Source organism: Pollutimonas thiosulfatoxidans (assembly GCF_004022565.1).
Lineage (GTDB): Bacteria > Pseudomonadota > Gammaproteobacteria > Burkholderiales > Burkholderiaceae_B > Pusillimonas_D > Pusillimonas_D thiosulfatoxidans.
In genome coordinates this window covers 2,163,697-2,182,390 of the sequence record NZ_CP022987.1, presented here as the reverse complement: position 1 = coordinate 2,182,390, position 18,694 = coordinate 2,163,697, and the positions used below count along the sequence as shown (strand labels likewise).

17 protein-coding genes and 1 pseudogene are annotated in these 18,694 nt (G+C 57.9%); 6 read left to right on the top strand and 12 right to left on the bottom strand.

Annotation, left to right across the window (positions count from 1 at the left end; translation table 11 throughout):
- Positions 1–11: 11 nt before the first annotated feature.
- The gene (locus CKA81_RS10490; protein ID WP_128355220.1) at positions 12–317 is read left to right on the top strand and encodes a GNAT family N-acetyltransferase; all 306 of its coding nucleotides are present in this window, start codon (positions 12–14) and stop codon (positions 315–317) included.
- 61 nt (positions 318–378) lie between these two features.
- Here CKA81_RS10490 and CKA81_RS10485 read toward each other — a convergent pair whose 3' ends face one another.
- Both CKA81_RS10485 and CKA81_RS10480 read right to left on the bottom strand, forming a co-directional pair.
- A complete protein-coding gene (locus tag CKA81_RS10485; protein ID WP_128355219.1) occupies positions 379–2,064 on the bottom strand; it encodes a ShlB/FhaC/HecB family hemolysin secretion/activation protein in 1,686 nt (561 codons plus the stop codon).
- The gene (locus tag CKA81_RS10480; RefSeq protein ID WP_164878379.1) at positions 2,061–4,988 is read right to left on the bottom strand and encodes a two-partner secretion domain-containing protein; all 2,928 of its coding nucleotides are present in this window, start codon (positions 4,986–4,988) and stop codon (positions 2,061–2,063) included. The genes CKA81_RS10485 and CKA81_RS10480 overlap by 4 nt, the downstream gene beginning before the upstream one ends.
- A gap of 306 nt (positions 4,989–5,294) precedes the next feature.
- On the opposite strand from CKA81_RS10480, the gene CKA81_RS10475 reads away from it, so the two are divergent.
- Positions 5,295–6,311 (top strand): zinc-dependent alcohol dehydrogenase family protein, encoded by a 1,017-nt coding sequence (locus tag CKA81_RS10475; protein WP_128355217.1) that lies wholly within the window; start codon positions 5,295–5,297, stop codon positions 6,309–6,311.
- 45 nt (positions 6,312–6,356) lie between these two features.
- On the opposite strand, the gene CKA81_RS10470 is transcribed toward CKA81_RS10475, so the two are convergent.
- Both CKA81_RS10470 and CKA81_RS17320 read right to left on the bottom strand, forming a co-directional pair.
- Positions 6,357–6,836, bottom strand: a complete 480-nt coding sequence (locus CKA81_RS10470; RefSeq protein ID WP_128355216.1) for a nucleoside deaminase — start codon at positions 6,834–6,836, stop codon at positions 6,357–6,359.
- A gap of 39 nt (positions 6,837–6,875) precedes the next feature.
- Positions 6,876–7,001, bottom strand: a pseudogene (locus tag CKA81_RS17320) (VOC family protein); the annotation flags it as partial.
- Here CKA81_RS17320 and CKA81_RS17475 point away from each other — a divergent pair.
- Positions 6,994–7,350 (top strand): CGNR zinc finger domain-containing protein, encoded by a 357-nt coding sequence (locus CKA81_RS17475; RefSeq protein ID WP_128356744.1) that lies wholly within the window; start codon positions 6,994–6,996, stop codon positions 7,348–7,350. The pseudogene CKA81_RS17320 and the gene CKA81_RS17475 overlap by 8 nt on opposite strands.
- 8 nt (positions 7,351–7,358) lie before the next feature.
- On the opposite strand, the gene CKA81_RS10455 is transcribed toward CKA81_RS17475, so the two are convergent.
- Genes CKA81_RS10455 through CKA81_RS10440 form a run of 4 tightly spaced genes read right to left on the bottom strand, consistent with a single transcriptional unit; the run spans position 7,359 to position 11,429 of the window.
- The gene (locus CKA81_RS10455) at positions 7,359–8,357 is read right to left on the bottom strand and encodes a Bug family tripartite tricarboxylate transporter substrate binding protein (protein WP_128355215.1); all 999 of its coding nucleotides are present in this window, start codon (positions 8,355–8,357) and stop codon (positions 7,359–7,361) included.
- A 15-nt stretch (positions 8,358–8,372) separates the two neighbouring features.
- Positions 8,373–9,314, bottom strand: a complete 942-nt coding sequence (locus CKA81_RS10450) for a carbon-nitrogen hydrolase family protein (RefSeq protein WP_128355214.1) — start codon at positions 9,312–9,314, stop codon at positions 8,373–8,375.
- 1 nt (position 9,315) lies between these two features.
- Entirely contained in the window at positions 9,316–10,305 is a 990-nt protein-coding gene (locus tag CKA81_RS10445) for a carbon-nitrogen hydrolase family protein (RefSeq protein ID WP_128355213.1), read from the bottom strand.
- Entirely contained in the window at positions 10,302–11,429 is a 1,128-nt protein-coding gene (locus tag CKA81_RS10440; RefSeq protein ID WP_128355212.1) for a 4-oxalomesaconate tautomerase, read from the bottom strand. Before CKA81_RS10440 ends, CKA81_RS10445 begins: the two co-directional genes overlap by 4 nt.
- Positions 11,430–11,595: 166 nt before the next feature.
- Between CKA81_RS10440 and CKA81_RS10435 the strand changes: the two genes are divergently transcribed.
- Positions 11,596–12,900 carry an amidase gene (locus CKA81_RS10435; protein ID WP_128355211.1) on the top strand — a complete coding sequence of 435 codons (1,305 nt, stop codon included), beginning with the start codon at positions 11,596–11,598 and terminating at the stop codon, positions 12,898–12,900.
- On the opposite strand, the gene CKA81_RS10430 is transcribed toward CKA81_RS10435, so the two are convergent.
- Positions 12,851–13,735 carry a LysR family transcriptional regulator gene (locus tag CKA81_RS10430; RefSeq protein WP_164878377.1) on the bottom strand — a complete coding sequence of 295 codons (885 nt, stop codon included), beginning with the start codon at positions 13,733–13,735 and terminating at the stop codon, positions 12,851–12,853. The two genes, CKA81_RS10435 and CKA81_RS10430, sit on opposite strands and share 50 nt — an antisense overlap.
- A 69-nt stretch (positions 13,736–13,804) precedes the next feature.
- Entirely contained in the window at positions 13,805–14,779 is a 975-nt protein-coding gene (locus CKA81_RS10425; protein WP_128355209.1) for an aldo/keto reductase, read from the bottom strand.
- Between the two features lie 88 nt (positions 14,780–14,867).
- Between CKA81_RS10425 and ygiD the strand changes: the two genes are divergently transcribed.
- Positions 14,868–15,719 (top strand): 4,5-DOPA-extradiol-dioxygenase, encoded by an 852-nt coding sequence (ygiD, locus tag CKA81_RS10420; protein ID WP_128355208.1) that lies wholly within the window; start codon positions 14,868–14,870, stop codon positions 15,717–15,719.
- Between the two features lie 159 nt (positions 15,720–15,878).
- Here ygiD and dctP read toward each other — a convergent pair whose 3' ends face one another.
- Both dctP and CKA81_RS10410 read right to left on the bottom strand, forming a co-directional pair.
- Positions 15,879–16,286 (bottom strand): TRAP transporter substrate-binding protein DctP, encoded by a 408-nt coding sequence (gene dctP / locus CKA81_RS10415; protein WP_199287532.1) that lies wholly within the window; start codon positions 16,284–16,286, stop codon positions 15,879–15,881.
- Between the two features lie 159 nt (positions 16,287–16,445).
- Positions 16,446–17,336, bottom strand: coding sequence for a LysR family transcriptional regulator (locus tag CKA81_RS10410; RefSeq protein ID WP_128355207.1), 891 nt, complete (start codon positions 17,334–17,336; stop codon positions 16,446–16,448).
- Between the two features lie 113 nt (positions 17,337–17,449).
- Between CKA81_RS10410 and CKA81_RS10405 the strand changes: the two genes are divergently transcribed.
- Complete coding sequence (locus CKA81_RS10405) at positions 17,450–18,643, top strand: FAD-dependent monooxygenase (RefSeq protein WP_128355206.1); 1,194 nt, start codon at positions 17,450–17,452, stop codon at positions 18,641–18,643.
- Positions 18,644–18,694: the final 51 nt, after the last annotated feature.

The following is an 18,694-nucleotide window of genomic DNA, read 5'->3' as shown; positions in this document are numbered from 1 at the left end:
CGGAGGCAGAAATGACCGACAAACCTGCAGTTCAAACTTCATATGAAGATGAAGGCCACAAAGGCCGCTTTGTCGCCCGTATCGATGGCATTGATGAAGAGGGCGAGCTGACCATTTCGAAGGTGTCTGATGTGCTGGTCATCGCAGATCACACCTTCGCCCCGGACGCGCTTCGCGGTACAGGCGCGGCATTGGCGCTGGTCAATGCCCTGATAACGGATGCGCGCGCCAAGGGTTATCGCGTCGTGCCGCTATGCCCCTATGTGCGGGCGCAGTCGAAGAAGCATCCCGAGTGGTCCGACGTCATCCAGAATTGAGGTGGCTAGTGCTCTGTCGATTGAGAGGAGGCGGTAGGCGGTTTCATTACACAGCTTGCACCTAAAACCCTTTGGTCAGTTGCACCCACACTCGTGCCGAGGGTCGCTCACCGGCGATGGTCGGCGTAGCACCCACAGGGATGGCAACCTGCACGCGGGCGGCCCATTGATGTGGTCCCGTCCAGTCCAGCGCTAGTCCCGCATCGCTGATGTGCGCCACATTGGCGTCGGTCCCTATCGGGTGTGCATTGCGGCGCACTGCGCCCGTGTCGGCAAAGAGAGTGCCTTGCCACTGGCCTGGCAGGGGTATTGGCAAATCCTGGCGCAGTTCGACGGTAGCCAAGTAGCCCGAGGAGCCGCCCAGCGTTCCGGTCTCGTAACCGCGCACACTATAGGCCCCACCGAGTAGAAACTGCTCGGACGGGTCGAGATTATCTGGGCTGTACTGACCACTTAGGCTTGCATACAGGCGTGTGGTCCGGGTAAGGGTTTGCAGACGAGCCAGCGTGGCATTCCAGCGCGTGTACGAGCCAGCCGTTTTTACTGAATTCGCATCGGCTGTTTGCGCCTGCAAGTTGTCGAGGCGTAGCTGCCCGGGCGTGAAGCTAGCGCTCGCCAAAGTGATGCCGCCCCCCCCGAGCCCATCGCGTCGCGTCGCGTCCAGACCGAAGGTGGCGCTGTCGCTGTGGCGTTGGCTGACAAGGGCTGCGACATCAATTCGGTCATCGAGCGTCTTGCGATTGAACTGCACGCGCCCGGTAATATTCACATTAGGACTACGGATAAAGGGCTGCGAGAGCCAGGCGCTCGCCACGCTAGCCGTGCCGTGGGCCTCCAACGCCCCCAGCCCGCCCGCCAAGCGGTAGGTCAGCGCTGAGTATGCTGCGCCCAATCGAGTGCCGGAACCGCCAAGAGGCAATTGGTAGGCGAGGCGTCCGTAGGTCAGACCCTTGCCCGAAGACAAGACGTTCGCACTTAGAAGATCGCCTCGCTTCAGTGGGCTATGGATATCCAGGTTCGCTCCCAGGCGTGCGCGCCCAGTGTAGCGATTGCCCAGGCCGTCGGCGGTGGCGCTGCCCGTCACAAGGGGCCCGGCCTCCGCTCGCACGGCGAGATCGGCTGTGCCCACTGCCGCTCCAGGGCTCAAGGTTGCGTGGGGTTTGACGCCTGGCAAGTCGCCCAGCAGCAGCAGGCGAGAGTCGAGCTGTTCCTGCGTGATCATATCACCGGGCCGCAAAGGCGCTAGTACCGCCGCGATGGGGCCATCGCTGACCCGGCTGTGGTTGATGAGATCAACCTTTCCGTAACGGGCCTCAAGCACCGCGATCTCAACGGTTGCGTTTTCAAGAGTCTGGGGCGGAAGATAGGCGCGGGCAAGCGGGTAGCCGTGGGTGTGGTAATAATCGGTGATGATCTGGGCCAGCGCGTTTAATTGTCCAATCGTCTGGTTGCGACCTTCGCCTTGGGCCACGAGAGCGTGCAGCGTCGGGGTGTCAAAGCTGGTGTTGCCGCTGACTGTGATATGCCTAATCCAGATCGGGGTGGCGTCCGAGGTGGCTGGCGCAGCTTGCGGTTCGATAGTCAGGTCCGGCTCCGCGCTCGGAGCGGCCTCGGGCGCAGAGGGCTGCACCTCTTGCAGGATAGCCCCGCTGCCCGGATAGACTTGCGCAAGAGCCGCCTGGGGCGAGGCCACGAAGGCGAATCCTGCTAGCGTCAGGCCCACGGAATAAATGTGTGCTTTTCTCATGGGAGGCGAACACCGGATCCAACGACGGTGAACAAGTCGGACGCGACAGCATCCGTTTCATTTGGCAATGTGAATCCCCAGTGGTCGGTAGCGGGCTCCCCGGAGTCCGGCTGAGAAAAATCTTGGGTCAGTCCAGCGATGGTCATTTTGACGTTGATAGGCAAGCTCTCTACTGGCAAGCTCTCTGTCGGAACGACCTCTGGTGGCACCGTGACGGGGTTGATCGTCAAGCTGCCCGGGGTGAAAGCAATGTCGTAGCCCAGTTGGCCGGAGTGCGGGCCGCGATCCAACGCGTAGGTGCCGAGCTCGATAGCAGGGGCGCTCGTATTGGCGTTGCCGATGAATAAACCTGTATTGACACCGGCCGACTGGAGCCAGAAGTTCGGCGTAAGCGCGCCGAAGGTATAAGCGTTGCTGCCTGCGTAGGCGGCGCCAGTGTAGGTGGTGGCTACATTATTGGCGGTGACCGCCAGGTCGGTCATGAACGCACGCAGCAGCGGTGCAGTATGGCCTTCGTAAATGCGCCAGGCTGCCGTGCTGCCGCCGGTGGTGGCGATATCCCACCCGGCGAAGCTGCTTGCGTTCAGCATTTCGGCAGAGCTGAGGCCAAAGCTGTCGGCGCTGCCGGTGCTGTGGTTTTGGCCCGTGGTTTCCCTGTTCCAGTAGCTGGAGCTGACGGTGCCGCCGTCCTGTCTGCCCACTAGGCCGCCAGTGGATCCACCGGCGTTGGGGCCATTGACGGCGCCAGTGGCATAGCTTTGGCTTATCGAACCACTGTATTGGACGCCCACCAGGCCGCCGACATTTATGGCATTGCCGGTCACCTGACCGGTAGCGTAGCTATTGCTGATGGTAGCGTTGCTGGACGCCACCAGGCCTCCGGCGTCATTGACGTCGCTACTTACGTTGCCCGTTGCATAGCTGTTGCTGATGCTGCTAGTGTCTACGCTAGCCCCCACCAGGCCACCAGCGGCGCTGCCGCGACCGATGACTTGGCCGGTGGCGTAACTATTACTGACGCTGCCGCTGTTGACATTGCCTCCCAAGAGGCCACCGGTGTACCAGTCGGTACCGGTCACTTGGCCGGTAGCGTAGGTGTTATTGATGCTGCCCAAGTTGTACCCCACCAAGCCGCCGGTACCGAAGTCGCCAGTGACCGTGACGGCGGCGTAGCTGTTGCTGATGCTGCCCATGTTCGCCCCCACCAGGCCACCGGTGTATTGCCCGCCGATTACCTGACCGGTGGCATAACTGTTACTCACGTCACCGCCGAATTTGTACCCTACCAGGCCACCGACCAGGTCGTTACCGGTAATATTGACACTGCTCAGGCCGACGTTGCGGATCACTGGGTCAACGGTAGAACCAAACAAGCCGACTCGGTCAAGCGCCGGCCGGTTAATGATCACCCCGCTGATCGTGTGACCGAGGCCATCGAAGACGCCGGTGAAAGACGTGGTGCTATTGCCGATCGGATCAAAGCCTGCGCCGCTATTCCAACCGTTGGTAGCGCTGGCGTCGATATCGCTACCTAACGCGTAGTAGCCCGCAAGATTGGCCGAGGCGGCCATACCCTGCAAGGTGGCCGCTCCGCCTGTCACATCGCCTTCTACTCCCAGACTATTGAGGACGGTGTAGCCATTACCATTGATGGTCAGGAATCCCGTACCCGAGCGGCCTGCGAAATCCACGCGTCCCGTACCCGGCATGACGTTCACTGTGCCGCCCGTCACGCCTGCATCAGCGCCATTGGTAGTAGCGGCATTAAGCGCAAGGCCGGCGGTACCGCTGGCAGTCATGACGGCGTTGATGTTGATGTTGTTGGCAGCGATTATGGTAAGCGTGTTGGCGTTCCAGCTTACCGCGTCATTTACGTTAATGTTGCCGCTGCCGGCCGTGCCACCCGCGCTCGACATCAGCGTGATGTTATTGCCGCCCAAGTGGGTGCTTAGCGTGCTGCCTGTGATATCGCCGCCGCTGGCGGCGATGGTGTAATCTTGCGGATCGATCAGCCACGTACCGGTCTGGCCATGGGCCGCATGGGTTGTGATGCGGGCGTCATCGGCGACGCGAACAACAGCGCCCGATGTTTCAATAAAGCCGCCGCCCGCCGCTCCTTCGGGTGAGGACGCATCCAGCGTGCCGCCTACTTCCGTTGTGCCTGCAGCCATCCCCGCCAATAACACGATCCGACCATTGTGATTCGCCACGGTCTGCGCCTGGACCACTCCGGTGTTATTCACCACGCTGGCCAGCAGGCTGTTCTTGGCCCCCGCGCTCATCAGCACCTGGCCACCATCTGCCACGATCAGTTGTTTGTTTTCGGCCAGCGCGGCAAGCGTGCTTTGATCGACCTGCATTGAGAGCAGGTGGTTGGCATCGAAGCTGAGGCTTACCGCGCTTCCTGCCCCCAATGCTGCTGTGCCGCCGGGCGTGCTGATGGTGCCCTGGTTCGATACCAAGCGGCCCAGCAGCACCACATAGCCGCCAGGCGCCGCCGTAATTGTCCCGTGATTGACAATGGTGCCCACGCCGCTGCCCGTGAAGTGGCGGGTGGCGGCAGTCAGATCACTGTCGCTGATATTCAAGGTGGACGCCACCAGCCCGCCCACATTTACCTGGGCGCCGGCTCCAAACACAATGCCGTTGGGGTTGATAAGAAATACCTGACCGTTCGCGTTCAGGCTTCCCAGAATTTGGCTTGCGCTTGCATCGGCAATGCGGTTCACGGCAATGGCTGCGCTATTGGGCTGCACGAAATTCACCGACTCGTGGGCACCCACGTTGAAGCTTTGCCAATTCAAAGAGAGATTCTGGCTGGTCTGGTTAACCGTCGTATTGCCGCCCGCCTGGCTGATGACGCCCGAGCCCGCTGCGACCTGCCCACCGGTAGGCGCGGCGTATGCGGGCAGTGCCGGGAACATGATGCTTGCGAGAAATAGGCTGCCTAAGAGCCCGTATGAGAATTCACTGACCGCTGGCCGCGAACGCCGGGTGTAAAGAGCACTACTTGCTTGCATGGGGCCACGCCTGTTTGGTTTTTTGGGTCCCAAGCAAGCAAGGATAAGTTTGCTTACACAGGGTAAGGCAGTGTAATCGCGTGATTTATCTCGCACAAGAAAAAATTTCAGGGCCTGCGGTGCGAGCACCGACCACATGACTGAGGTAGGCAACCGCACCCGGTATCATGAGTGCATACCTCATCCATCAATACATTGGGAGCTCCGACCATGAAAGCTTACGAACTACACGCCGCTAAAAACGGCCTCTCACTTACATTCAATGACAAGCGTGCCCAGCCCGAGCCCGGGCATGGCGAGGTGTTGATACGCGTCCATGCTGTATCTCTGAATTTCCGGGACCTCCTGATCGCGGATGGCAGTTATGGCAGGGGCACCAAAGCCAATGTCATTCCTGTGTCGGATGGCGCGGGCGAAATCAGTGCAGTCGGTCCCGGTGTCACGTCGCTGCGGGTCGGCGACCGGGTCGTCGGCGCATTTTTCCCTGACTGGACAGCCGGCGACATCACCGAAGCGGCAGTATCGTCATCGCTCGGTGGGTCGGTGGATGGCATGCTGTCGCAGTATGTAGTGTTGCCAGAGCGCGCTGCTCTGAAGTTTGCCGACCATCTGAGCTATGAAGAGGCCGCCACGCTGCCATGTGCCGCGCTTACTGCTTGGCAGGCCCTGGTGGATATCGGCAGGGTCAACGCCGGACAAACCGTTCTGCTTCAAGGCACGGGCGGTGTCTCGATATTCGCGTTGCAGTTCGCCCAGGCCATGGGCGCCACGGTCATTCAAACTTCCAGCAGCAACGACAAACTCGAGCGTGTGCGCCAGATGGGCGCCCGCCACACCATCAACTATCGGGACACGCCAGAATGGTCGCAAGAAGTCAGGCGTCTGACCGACGGTCGCGGTGTTGATCTGGTGGTCGAAGTCGGCGGAGCCGGGACACTCGAGCAATCCTTGCAAGCTGTGCGCGTGGGCGGGACCGTTGCCACGATCGGCCTGGTCTCCGGGGTCGGAGACATCAACCCTCTGCCGCTGATTTCGCGGGCTATACGCCTGAATGGCGTCTACGTTGGCAGTCATGCCATGTTTGCCGCGATGAATAAAGCTATCTCGGCTCATCAGATCAAACCCATCATGGATCGTGCGTTCAGTTTTGAGCAGGCGGCCGACGCCTATGCATGGCTGCGTAGCGGCTCCCATTTCGGGAAGGTTGTCATTACCATTAAAAACTGACATCGAGGCTTCACTGAACAGCTTCGCCCGCCATGTTGAGGCCAGTCAGGATGACGCATGAAGCTTGATGTGCAGCAAACGAACCTGCTCAGCAAGTTCGTCATCTGGCCCATCAACGACGGTATCCCGAATAACCTCGCCGATAGGTAAGGCCCGCACCTGCCCAGGGCGTACCCCCAAGGCTGAAAGCCAATCGCTTAGTTGTTCGGACGAGCTGGCATACACGATTCTGCCCAGCCCGACCCAACCGTGGGCGGCCGCACACATCGGACAATGTTCGCCAGAGGTGTAGACCGTTGCCCGCGATCGTTCTTCAGGGCTCATGTTGTGCGCGGCCCACTTTGCTATTGCAAATTCCGGATGCTGGGTGTGGTCGCCGCCCGCAACGCGGTTGCGGTCTTCAAACAAAACCTCGCCGTTAGAGGACACCAACACCGAACCAAAGGGTTCGTCGCCAGCATCCAGTGCGGCTGCCGCCAGCTCGACGCAGCGTCGCAGATGTACGCGATCTTGTTCAGTGATCATCGACTTGTCTCCTTGGTATCGCGTTATCACGCGGTGCTTTCATCCGTTGCGACAGACCGCCTCGATATTGTTGCCGTCCGGGTCAAGAACGAACGCTGCATAGTAGCCCGGCGGATAACCTTTGGCGGTGTCACGTAACCCAGGCAAGCCGTTATCGATGCCGCCGGCTCAACCCAAACAGGGCGATGCCCGGGATGTTGACGCTTTGAACGAGTATCTGCATGCCTATCTTAGCGCTCCGCAACTGCAATGCGACAGCGAAGGAAAGCTGATGTTGACTCGTACGGCGCGTGGTGATGCCATTGTATCCATGCTCGGTGCGGTGGCCGAGGCAGTGGCGCAACTATTGGTGGAAGGGGATTTCACTTTGATCAAGCAGTGCGAGCACCCGGACTGCATACTGTGGTTCTACGATCGCACGAAGGCGCGTAAGCGCTGGTGGTGCAGCATGGCCTTGTGCGGCAATCGTCACAAGGCGGCGCAGTTCAGGAAGAGAAGCCGCGCCGCGGTTTGAGTTTGCTGCTACTTCTTCAAATCGGCGAAGCTCACAATTTCCTTAAACTTGGCTGATTCCTTCGCCAGGAAATCGTTTACGTCTTCTGTTCCGTTGAAGGGGCGCGAGCCCGCATCCTCAAGGCGTTTGCGTACTTCAGGATCCGACAAACCCGCACGTAGCGCTGCTTGCAGCTTGGCAATGACGTCATCAGGCGTCCCTTTGGGTGCAGCAAAGGTATACCAGTTGCCCATGTTGAACCCTTTTAATGAGTCGTGCTCGGCCAGAGCGGGGATATCTGGCGTGCTTGCCGAGCGCTCCAGTTCCGTAGTGCCAACTGCGATCAGGCGCCCATCTTTAATGTGCGGCAACGCCGAAGACAGCACAACAATACCAAGCTCTATCTGGCCGCCAAGCAAATCGGTGGTCAGTGGAGCCGCGCCACGGTAGGGCACGTGCAGCATGGCAATATCGGCGCTGTGATTGATCAGTTCGCCTACGAGATGAAAAGAGGTGCCAATGCCGGATGTTCCGTACGCAAGCGATTCTGGGCTTTCCTTGGCTTTACGTACAAAGTCGTCAATGGTCTTGATATTGCTCTTCGGATTGGCAACCAGCACCAAGGGCTGGCTATTGATCAAGCCGATGTGAGTAAGATCGTTGATGCCGTCGTACTTCAGGCTGGGGTTGGTGAGGGTATTGATGGCGATTTCATTGTTGGCCCCGACCAGTAGTGTGTAGCCATCAGGTTGAGCCGACACAACTCGTTGCGCACCTATGCTCCCACCCGCACCGCCAACGTTCTCGACCACGACGGCGGTGTTCAACTGCTTGGAAAGCATGTCGGCAACAATACGGCCCGTGATGTCGCCGCTGCCGCCTGGTGGGTAGCCCACAATAATCTTGATGGGCTGTTTTGGATAGTCGCTGCTTTGAGCGTTCGCCGGCGCGGCAAGCATGCATGCCACGGATGCGGCTGCAACAAGAAGCTTGCGCCGTAGATTGGTGGTGGAACTGCGTCGGATCATTATGTTGTTCTCCTGTTAGTCTGCTGTAATTGAATTGACCAATGAACGAGGCCTCTCGTCCACATGCAGATTGAATATGTCTGGCCTGGCGCTATTGCCGGCCACGTCCAGATCGAACTTCGCCCGCGTCAGTGCGCCCAGGTCTATTTGGGCGGTATGGATCAGATCCTCGCCGAACACCGGGGCACTTAACACATTGCCCAGCGGGTCGATAATGCAGCTTCCTCCGCGCGCCAGAATGGTCTCGCCGGGTACTTCCTCGTCCAGCGGGTAATCCTTGGGGAAGTCCGAGCGCTGACCATACTGGCAGGCCGAAAGCACATAGCAGCGGCCTTCCCGGGCGATGTGGCGCATGGTGGGTAGCCAGGTTTCGCGGTGATCCGCTGTGGGTACGCAATACAGCGAGATACCCTTCGAATACATGGTGAGGCGCAGCATGGGCATGTAGTTTTCCCAGCAGATGACTGCGCCAATGCGGCCTAGCGGCGTATCAAATACAGGCAGCGTGGAGCCGTCGCCGAATCCCCATACCAGGCGTTCGGTACCGGTGGGCATCAACTTGCGATGCTTGCCAAGCAGGGTGCCGTCGGGGCCAAAGAACAGGACAACACAAAAAAGTGTGCCCAGCTCACGCTCGATGGCGCCAGTCACCAGGTAGACGTCATTCTCCAGCGCGGCCTGTCCGATTCGGTGAGTCGCCTCGCCAGGCACATCGATGGCGCCGTCGTAATACATCTGAAAGGCCTCGCGGCCCGCCGGGGTGCAACTGCCCATGACGGAACCGAAGCCCAGCCCCTTGGCATGTCCGCCTACGAAAGCTTCGGGAAAAACCACGAGCTTCGCGCCTTCGCTGGCAGCCCTGTGGGTATATTCCTTGAGGCGGTCTATCGTTTTCCATGGATCGAAGGCGACGGAAGCCGTCTGAATGACCGACGCTTTGAATGATGTGTGTTGCATCTCATTTGCTCCTTGTCGCGGCGTTGCCGATAGCTTCCATGGGCTGTGTAACCGGGCGGACCGAAATCTGAGGGCTCTCGGTGACCTCCAGTTGGAAAATATCCGCGCGGGCATAGTGTCCGACCACATCGAAGTCATACTTGCCGCGAGCCACCTTGGCCATGTCGATTTCTGCCGTCAGCACGCACTCTTCTTCGTATTTAGGTTCGGCCAGCACCACGCCCAGGGGGTCGACAATGCAACTGCCGCCACGTATTAGAAGTTCATCGGGGCGAGATTCGTTCACTATCGGGTAGCTATCGGGCAAGTCCGAACGCCGCAACACTTGGCATGCCGACAGCACGAAGCTTCTACCTTCCATAGCGACAGTGCGCATGGAGCATGGCCAAACATCGCTGTCATCGGTGGTGGGTGCGCAATACAGATTCATGTTCTTCGAGTACATCGCCATCCGCAGCGGCGGCATGTAGTTCTCGCAGCCCATGATGGCGCCAATATCGCCCAGCGGCGTGGGGAACACGACAATGCCGCTACCGTCCCCGCGTCCCCATACATAGCGCTCCACGCCCACGCTGTTCAGCTTGCGGCGGCAACCCAGCAACACGCCTTCCGGGGAGAAAAATAAGGTGCTCGAATACAAGGTGCCTGCGGCACGCTCGACCACACCTATTACCAGGTGGCAGTTGTTCTCTTTGGCGATCTCGCCCAGTTCCGACACTTCCGGACCAGGGACTTCGACGGCGGCACGATGGAGTCGTGCGAACAGCTCGCGACCTTCCGGCGTACGCAGGCCTATCTTTGTGCCAAAGTCGACGCCGTAGGGATACGAGCCCACGAACGCCTCAGGAAACACCACGAGCTGTGCCTTCTGATCACGCGCGGACGCTGTCCACATCGCTACTTTTCTCAAGGTGGCCGGTGTGTCAAACCCGCAAGGCGCGGCTTGAACTACAGCCGCAATATACGGGGGCGGGGTGCTAGTGCTATTCATTCAGTCTCTCCAAGGCCGGTTTCAGCCTGCATAAATCCAAGAGGTACATATACATCGCCTGCCATCAGTCGCCTTGCGGTTCTGAGCAGTTTGGCCGAGGTCACAACCTGGCTACCATCGCTTGATGTCTGCACAGTGGCCTCGACCTTTAACTTACCCGATGGATGCTCAATGCAAACAACAGGGTTGGCTGGTTGCTGTTTGACCAACTCGTGAACCACCGTGCCCTCGACTGCTGCCGCCGCAGCAAGGCAGACCGCACCGGTTACCGCAAACGAGGTGTGGCAGGTGTAGGGCATGAAGTACCTGCCGGCAATGCTTCCCTCTGCAGTTTGAGGCGGTGCTACCAGAGTGAGTTTCGGCATCTCGGACTTGGCGACCTCACCCAAGCCCATGGCCCGGCCGCCCGCTTGCCGAAGCAGCTCGACCCTGTCCAACAAGCCTTGATCGGCATTGATCTGCTCAGCGCTTTCAAAGCCGCTCAAGCCAAAGTCCGATGCGCGCGCGAGAATCATGGGTACGGCCGCATCCACGCAACTTACCTCAATGCCATTGAGGATCTCGCGCTCTTTCCCGGTAGGTAGAAGTTTGCCTGTTTTGGAACCTTGCACAGCCTTAAAGTCCAGCCACACAGCCGCAGCATTTCCCGCGACGCCGTCGATCGCTGCATCGCCTTCATAAAGCGCGCGTCCCTGCGAAGTGCGGATGCTGGCATGGATTATTTTTTCAGTGTTGACGTTGTAGATACGTACCTGCGTTTGAGAGTCAGTGGCAGGTACCAAGCCGGTATCGATGGCAAATGGACCGACGGCTGCCAGCATGTTTCCGCAGTTGACCGAGTAGTCTATGGTGTTCTTGTGTACGCATATCTGGCCGAACAGGTAATCGACGTCTGCATCGGCACGCTCGCTGCGCGAGATGATGGCTATCTTGTTCGTCAATGAGTCGATTCCGCCTATGCCATCGACTCTACGCGGTTCCAATGCCCCCATCAGCCTGAGCAGCAGTTGATCGCGCTGCACACCAGGTTTGGGCAGGTCGTGTTCCAGGAAGAATGGGCCCTTCGAAGTGCCTCCTCGCATCACCACACAGGGAACTACATACTGATCAGCTATTTGCTGCATACAAACCTCGGTGCCTACACACAGTACAAAACGTTGTGCCTTGTTACGACATCATCATGCCGAAGCGGCGAGGTGCAGGCAAACGACTTTTTGGAAAGCGGGCCGCGACCGAATTTCATCTTGCCTTTGCGCATCCGGGGTTAGAGTAGCTATCCAAAGCTTATGGATGGAAGGTATTCCCCAGATGGATAAGGGCCCCGTACTCGTGCAAGCAAAACCATTGCTGGCGGATCGCCTGCGCAGTTTCAATCATGGCATCAAGGCGGCGGAGCCCGACCTCCAAGCCTGGGCTTGGACGGCCGCCGAAGTGGAAAATGTGCCCGGCAGACAGATTTCTGGCGTGGCACCTCCGCTGAAAGATCTGCTCTTTGGCGTCAAAGATATTATTGACGTCGCCGGCATGCCGACAAAAAATGGCTGTCGCGCGTATGAGCAGGCAGAGCTGAAGCAGGCCGATGCTGCATGTGTGGCGATGCTGCGTGATGCCGGTGCTATCCCAATTGGCAAGACGGTTACTGCTGAACTGGCCTATGCAGAGCCTGGCCCTACTCGCAACCCCTGGAATACAGAGCACACACCTGGTGGCTCTTCAAGCGGTTCGGCCGCAGCAGTAGCCGCTGGCATGGTGCCTTTTGCCCTTGGCACCCAAACGGGCGGATCGATAATCAGGCCGGCCGCATATTGCGGCGTTGTAGGGTTCAAGGCATCCCGCGGGGCAGTGAGCTTAAGCGGCGTCAAATCAATCAGTGAAAGCTTTGACAGCTTGGGTTGGTTCACTCGATCGGTTGACGAGGCGATCACTGTAGGACACGTACTGCTGCCCAATGAGGCATGCTCCGCTGGTGCCACGGCTAACCTCAAGCTCGGTGTACTGACGCAGCTTGGACCGGCTGATATCGACCCAGAGTCCATTGAGTCGCTTTCCGGTGTGGCTCAGATTTTAAGCGTAGCGGGCTATCGCATTGAGCCGGCGCGCTTGCCCATAGACCTGGAACAAGTACATTTTTTGCACCGCAAGATCATGACGCACGAGATGTATCGCAATTTCGCCTACGAGCGTTTGCAGTTCAAGGATAAGCTTGGCAAGGCGACGCTTTCAGCACTGGACGAGGGCGCGGCCGTATCGACGACAGAGTATGTGCATTGCCTAAGCCGGCTTAGGCAGCTTACCGTGCGCGCAACCGATGAGCTTTTGAAGTTCGATGCCATACTTACCTACAGCGCGCCTGGCCCGGCTCCTTTGGGTCTGAATCGCACTGGCAACTCATCGTGTAATCGTGTCTGGTCCGCTTTGGGCAGCCCAGCGCTGCACTTGCCCACGGGCCTGACCCATCGCGGCCTTCCTATCGGTGTGCAACTTGTCACTACGCCGTGGAACGATATGCGCTTGCTGGAGATCGGTCTGCGCTTGCACAGGGCGCTTAACTGGCAACCGGAGTGGCCGCAACCGCTTGCGACTGCAGCCAGTTAAAGGTATGTAGCACGGCTGGGCTGTTAACGAGAGAAGCGTCGTGACACAGAACTAGCTTGAAGGACGCGGATGCTTCTTGCAGCGGAAGAGCACGTACGCCACGAACAGGGCGGCGATCAAGGGTAATCCTCGGTAATACTGCGACCAGTTCGCCGCTACGTACCATCTCGATGGTTGCATCAAAGCTATATACCGAAGCGCTGACATCCAGCACGGGGGCTTCGGACAATTGCACCGGTGAGAAATCCAGCAGGGCGCTACCCTTGGGTCTGCCGACATTCGGATACTCGAGCACATCCTGGTAACGTACTGATTCTTTAGACGCCAACGGATGAGTATCGGAGACCGCGACAATCAAATCGCTGCTTCTGTACGGCACGGAAGTCACGCCGCCATGCGCAGCCGACTCAGCGCAAACACCGATATCGATGTGTCCGGCCAATACGTCTGCAACCACATCCGCGCTGATTCTCTCGATCAGTCGAACCGTAATCCCCGGGTGCTGACGTTGAAACTGCATCAGCTCGGCATTCAGCCCCAAAAGGAATGCCGTTGTATTGGCCGCGACCCGTACCTCACCGGTTTCCCCGGTCATGGTTTGCGCGATATCGCGTGAGAGCTGAGAGACCCTGCCTAAGACGTCATCGGCGCAGCGAACCATGGCAGCGCCAGCGGGGGTGAGCTTGACCCCCTCTGGCGTTCTTATGGCAAGACGGGCATTCACGCGGGATTCAAGCTCTAGTATCCGCTTGCTTACTGCGGACGGCGTCATATTCATCAGGTCGGCAGTCTTAACGAAGCTGCCCGTATCTGCGATAACGGAAAGTAGCTGCATACTGCGTAGGTCGAATCTATACATTGGTTAAGCCGGAAAGAGAATAAGACGACAGTGCCCGCAAGCCCATCAGGCGTTCGCGCTGGCGTTCTCCAGCAACGCGAGGTCAGCCGGCGTAAGAACAAGCTGCGTAGCCCGAATCAGGCTATCGACCTGTTCGACACTGGTGGCACTGGCAATGGGTGCCGTCACGCCTTCGCGGGTCATTACCCAAGCCAGGGCAACTTCGGCCGGCTGAGCGTTATGCACTTTCGCGACCGCGTCCAGCGCAGCAAGAATCCGCATGCCACGTGCGTCAAGATACTTCTCTATGCCGCCGCCCCTTACGCTTTTGCCCAGATCGCCCTTGCTGCGATACTTGCCACTGAGGAAACCGGACGCCAGGCTGTAGTAGCTGATGACCCCAAAGTTCTGGTTCAGTGCCATGTCGCGCAGTTCGTCTTCGAAGCCGGCCCGATCATATAGATTGTATTCGGGCTGCAATACATCGTAGCGCGGCAGCCCGGCGTCAGCAGCGACAGCCAGCGCCTCGCGCAGTTGCGCTGTACTGTGGTTAGAGGCGCCGATGGCGCGCACCTTGCCTTGCTGGATCAGCGTCTCATAGGCGCGCAAGGTTTCTTCGACCGGTGTTTGCTCATCGGGGTAATGACTGAAATACAGATCGATATGATCGGTCTGCAAGCGCCGCAATGAGTCTTCTGCGGCGCTGATTATGCGCTTGGCCGACAGGCCGCTACGATCCGGTCCCAAGGGGGCGCCAACCTTGGTAATAAGCACGATCTTCTCGCGGCGCGACGCATCTGCCTTCAGCCATTGCCCGATAATGGTCTCGGACTCGCCGCCCTGGTTGCCCGGCACCCAGGTTGAATACATGTCGGCAGTGTCAATGGCGTTAAGGCCTGCGCCAATAAAGCGGTCCAGTAAATTGAAAGACGTGTCCGTGTCTACTGTCCACCCGAATACATTGCAGCCGAAAACCAGGGGAGCGATCTGCAGGTCGGTCCTGCCCAACTTGCGTTTACCAACATTGGTACGTAGGTTCATGGTCGTTCTCGCTGATAAATATGGAATGAGCTACATTTAACATGAATCCCTGTCACTCAACTTTGCGGTTACGCCGAAGGAACATGCGATGAGCAAGATGCCAGTGCTATTTGTTGGACATGGCAGTCCCATGAATACGCTTGAATCCAATGACTTTACCAACGCATGGAAGGTTTTTGGCCAGCAGTTGCCGCGGCCACGGGCGCTGCTCGTGATATCGGCACATTGGTACTTTGGCGCGACTGCGGTAACAGCCATGGCGCGTCCCAGGACCATTCACGATTTTTATGGGTTTCCGCAGCAATTGTTTGATTTCGATTATCCGGCGCAGGGTGATCCGGATCTTGCTCGCGAGATCACCGAAGTCGTAAAGCCGCAGTGGGTGGGCCTGGATCGCGACCAATGGGGGCTGGACCATGGCACCTGGTCAGTGTTGGCGCATATCTATCCCGACGCCGACATACCGGTGGTGCAGCTTTCGCTTAACGCCCTCAGGCCCTTGGACTACCACCTTGATCTGGCGGCCAAACTTGATGCCTTAAGAAACAACGGGGTGATGATAATCGCCAGCGGCAATGTGGTGCACAACTTGCAGCGCCTGCAATGGGATCGCCAGGATTTTGCCTACGATTGGGCTGAACGCTTTGATGATGCGGTGGTCGAGCAGCTAGCGCAAGACCCCGGTGAAATCCTTCGTCTTACGGAGCACCCCGACTATAGCCTTGCGGTTCCGACACCGGACCACTTCATTCCCCTGCTTTATGTCGCCGGACTGGCCACTGCAGAAGGCAGCAAGCCCGAGGCCTTGCTGCGCGGTTATTCCATGGGCGGCATTTCGATGACCTGCTATGGGCTGGGCACCCAACTGGAATCGGGCAAGCAGGGCAGCTGTGCCGCCCGGATCCCGCAAGGTATGCCGCCCGATCAGACCAATACGTGAAGATAGACGCTGATTATTTAGGGCCGAAGAGTTTCCGTAGCTCGGCGGCGTATTTGGGGCTGGCCTGATCGATGGCTTTCCATGCACTTTCATTGGCCTGGGCAACGAACTTCTCGGCCTCGTCAGGTGGCAGGGCAATGATTTCGATGCCCGCTTCGGTCAGTTGTTTCTTTTCTTGCTCTGCCAGCGTTTGGTCTTCCGCGTACTTGGTTTCAAGCTGCGGACCTGGTCGTCCAGGAAGGCGCGTTGCTTGTCATCAAGCTTCGAGTAGGCGTTCTGATTCATGTATAGGCCGACCTCGACGTTGTAGAAACCGGGGTCAACGCGATACTTGGTCTTTTCCTGCCGGCCCAGGTCGAAGATGCCGACGCTAGGCCATCCATAGCCATCGACCACGCCACGTTCAAGCGCGGTATAGACTTCGCCGGGCCGCATTTGCAGAGGCAGGGCGCCCAGCGACTGAAAGAACGAGCGATACACGGGCACGCTGCGCAGCTTCATCTCTTCAAAGGAATTGTTGTCGGGTTTTTTGTTGGTGTAGATGTGGTATTTCAGGCCGTCGTGCACGCGGCCCAGCCATACGATGTTGGCTTTTTCCCGATGGATCTTGTTCCGCCTCCAGGCCTGACAGAAAACAACGCAGCAGGTAGTCCAGCTGCGCGCGCTGCTCGTCGTTCAGGACCGCAATGAAGACGGCCGGAGGCGAGCAGTGATGAAGCCGTGGCATCAGCTAACTGGAGTTGAAAGGATACGCTTGAGGGTCGTAGAGAATTCCCCAAGAGCAGGATTAACACTCCGTCCCTTCTTTGTAATCTGATAAAAGTCCAAGCTGATGCGGGGCCCGGTCAACTCTGCGAAGCTCACCTTGTACCGCCCCCCTAGCCGGGCAAATGAGGGAACGATCGCCCATCCGAAGGCGGCTTCAACCATTGCAAGAAGGGTATTGAAGTTGTTGACGCAAGGTCGCTCTTCATTAGCCTGGCCGATCCGTCCCAACTGCTCATCAATAACCCGTTGAACTGGATTGTCTACTGCAAGCGCTACTAGCTTAGCGCCTTTCAATTTTTTCCACGAAACGCTCGTTGGCAGCTTCTCTTCCTCGGGTGCGGCAAGAAGCAAGGGCAGCTTTAGGAGCGGAACCCGATCTATTCCAACAGCAGCACCAAGAAAGACGCCGAACCCTGCATCGACATGGCCGGCATCAACCTGGCCCTGTATCTCCGACCTATCCAGATCACGGATATTGACGGAAACATAGGGGTGGGTGACCGCGAAAGCGCGAATTGCACCGGGCAGTACGGTGGAAGACAGCATGGGAGTGGTGGCAACGGTAAGAGTACGACGCTCCGCGGAGCCGATGTTGTCCAGGATTGCGGAGGCTCCGTCGAGGGACTGCAGAACTTGCGTTGCGATCGGCAGAAGGGCTGCACCCGAAGCCGTCAGAGTGACCGTTCGCGTGGTCCTGTCGAACAGTCGTTGCCCAACTTGTGTTTCAAGCTCCCGTACGATTCCGCTCAGCCCCGCTTGAGTCATGTGGATCTGTTGAGCCGCGCGAGTAAAGCTGCCTAAGCGTGCCACGGCGGTGAAGGCGCGTAACTGGCGGGTAGTAATGTTCATCAGCTAATTATAGCAAAACCCACTTAATTCATTTGATATTACTGATGTACTTATCAGTAGTGCTGGCTGACAATTACAGCTCAGTCACCCTTCACTCGAATTGTTCGTAAACAATGACTCCTAAAATTATTATCGCTGGCGCTGGTATCGGTGGGCTTACGGCGGCACTAGCCCTACTAAAGCAAGGCTTTGATGTCACTGTATTGGAAAAGGCTTCCGAGCTTAAAGAGGTAGGCGCTGGCGTGCAACTTAGTGCTAATGCCGTGCGTCCCCTTTACCAGTTGGGACTTGAGCAGCAGTTGCTCGGCATTTCGAGCATGCCGTCGGGGAAAAGATTTCGCCTATGGAACACGGGGCAAACCTGGAAGCTGTTTGATTTTGGGGCAGACTCTGTGAGGCGCTACGGTTATCCCTATTTCACTGCTTATCGAGCCGATTTACACCGAGTTTTGGTTGAGGCCGTGCGTCAGGAAAAGCCGGATGCGATTCATCTCAACGCAGCAGTAGTTGATGTGGAGAAGCAAGGAGAAGAGGTTGTGGTCCGGCTTGGAAGTAGCCAAGCTCTGCGAGCTGACGTACTTATTGGCGCGGATGGCGTGCATTCGGTTGTGAGGAGCAAGTTGATCGCAACCGACGAGCCAACCTTCTCGGGTTGTGTGGCATGGCGAGGTGTCATTCCGTCAAGAGACTTACCGGAGCACCTAAGAGAGCCACTCGGTGTGAACTGGATGGGTCCTGGATCTCACGTTGTTCACTACCCTTTGAGGCATGGTGAGTTGGTCAACTTTGTTGGAATACTGGAAAAAGAGAACTGGACCGACGAGTCGTGGACGGCTAAAGGCACGGTCGACGAATGCGTGGCGGACTTCAAGGGCTGGCATCCGGACGTATTAACACTCGCACAATCGCTCATCACTCCTTTTGTTTGGGCTTTGATGGTACGCGAGCCTATGACGAACTGGGTTTCCGGCCGAGTCGCTCTATTGGGTGACGCTGCACATGCAACCCTTCCGTTTATGTCGCAAGGAGCTGCAATGGCTATCGAGGATGGCTATGTGTTGGCGCGTTGTCTCAAGAAGTATGCGGACGATGTAGAGCTTGCATTGCAGGTATATCAGTCGTTGCGTATTGATCGCACGACCAAAATTGTACGCGGCTCCGCAAACAACCTGCAACGATTTCATAATCCATTGCTAGCCACCCCGGGGGCGGCCGAGAGCTATGTAAGCACTGAGTGGACTTCAGAGAAAGTGAGCGAGCGCTATGACTGGGTGTTCTCCTACAACGTTGATGAGGTGGTCATTTGAAGCAGCGGATGCCGGATCGTTTTCTTCGTCGGCGCCGCTGCTCCAAATTTG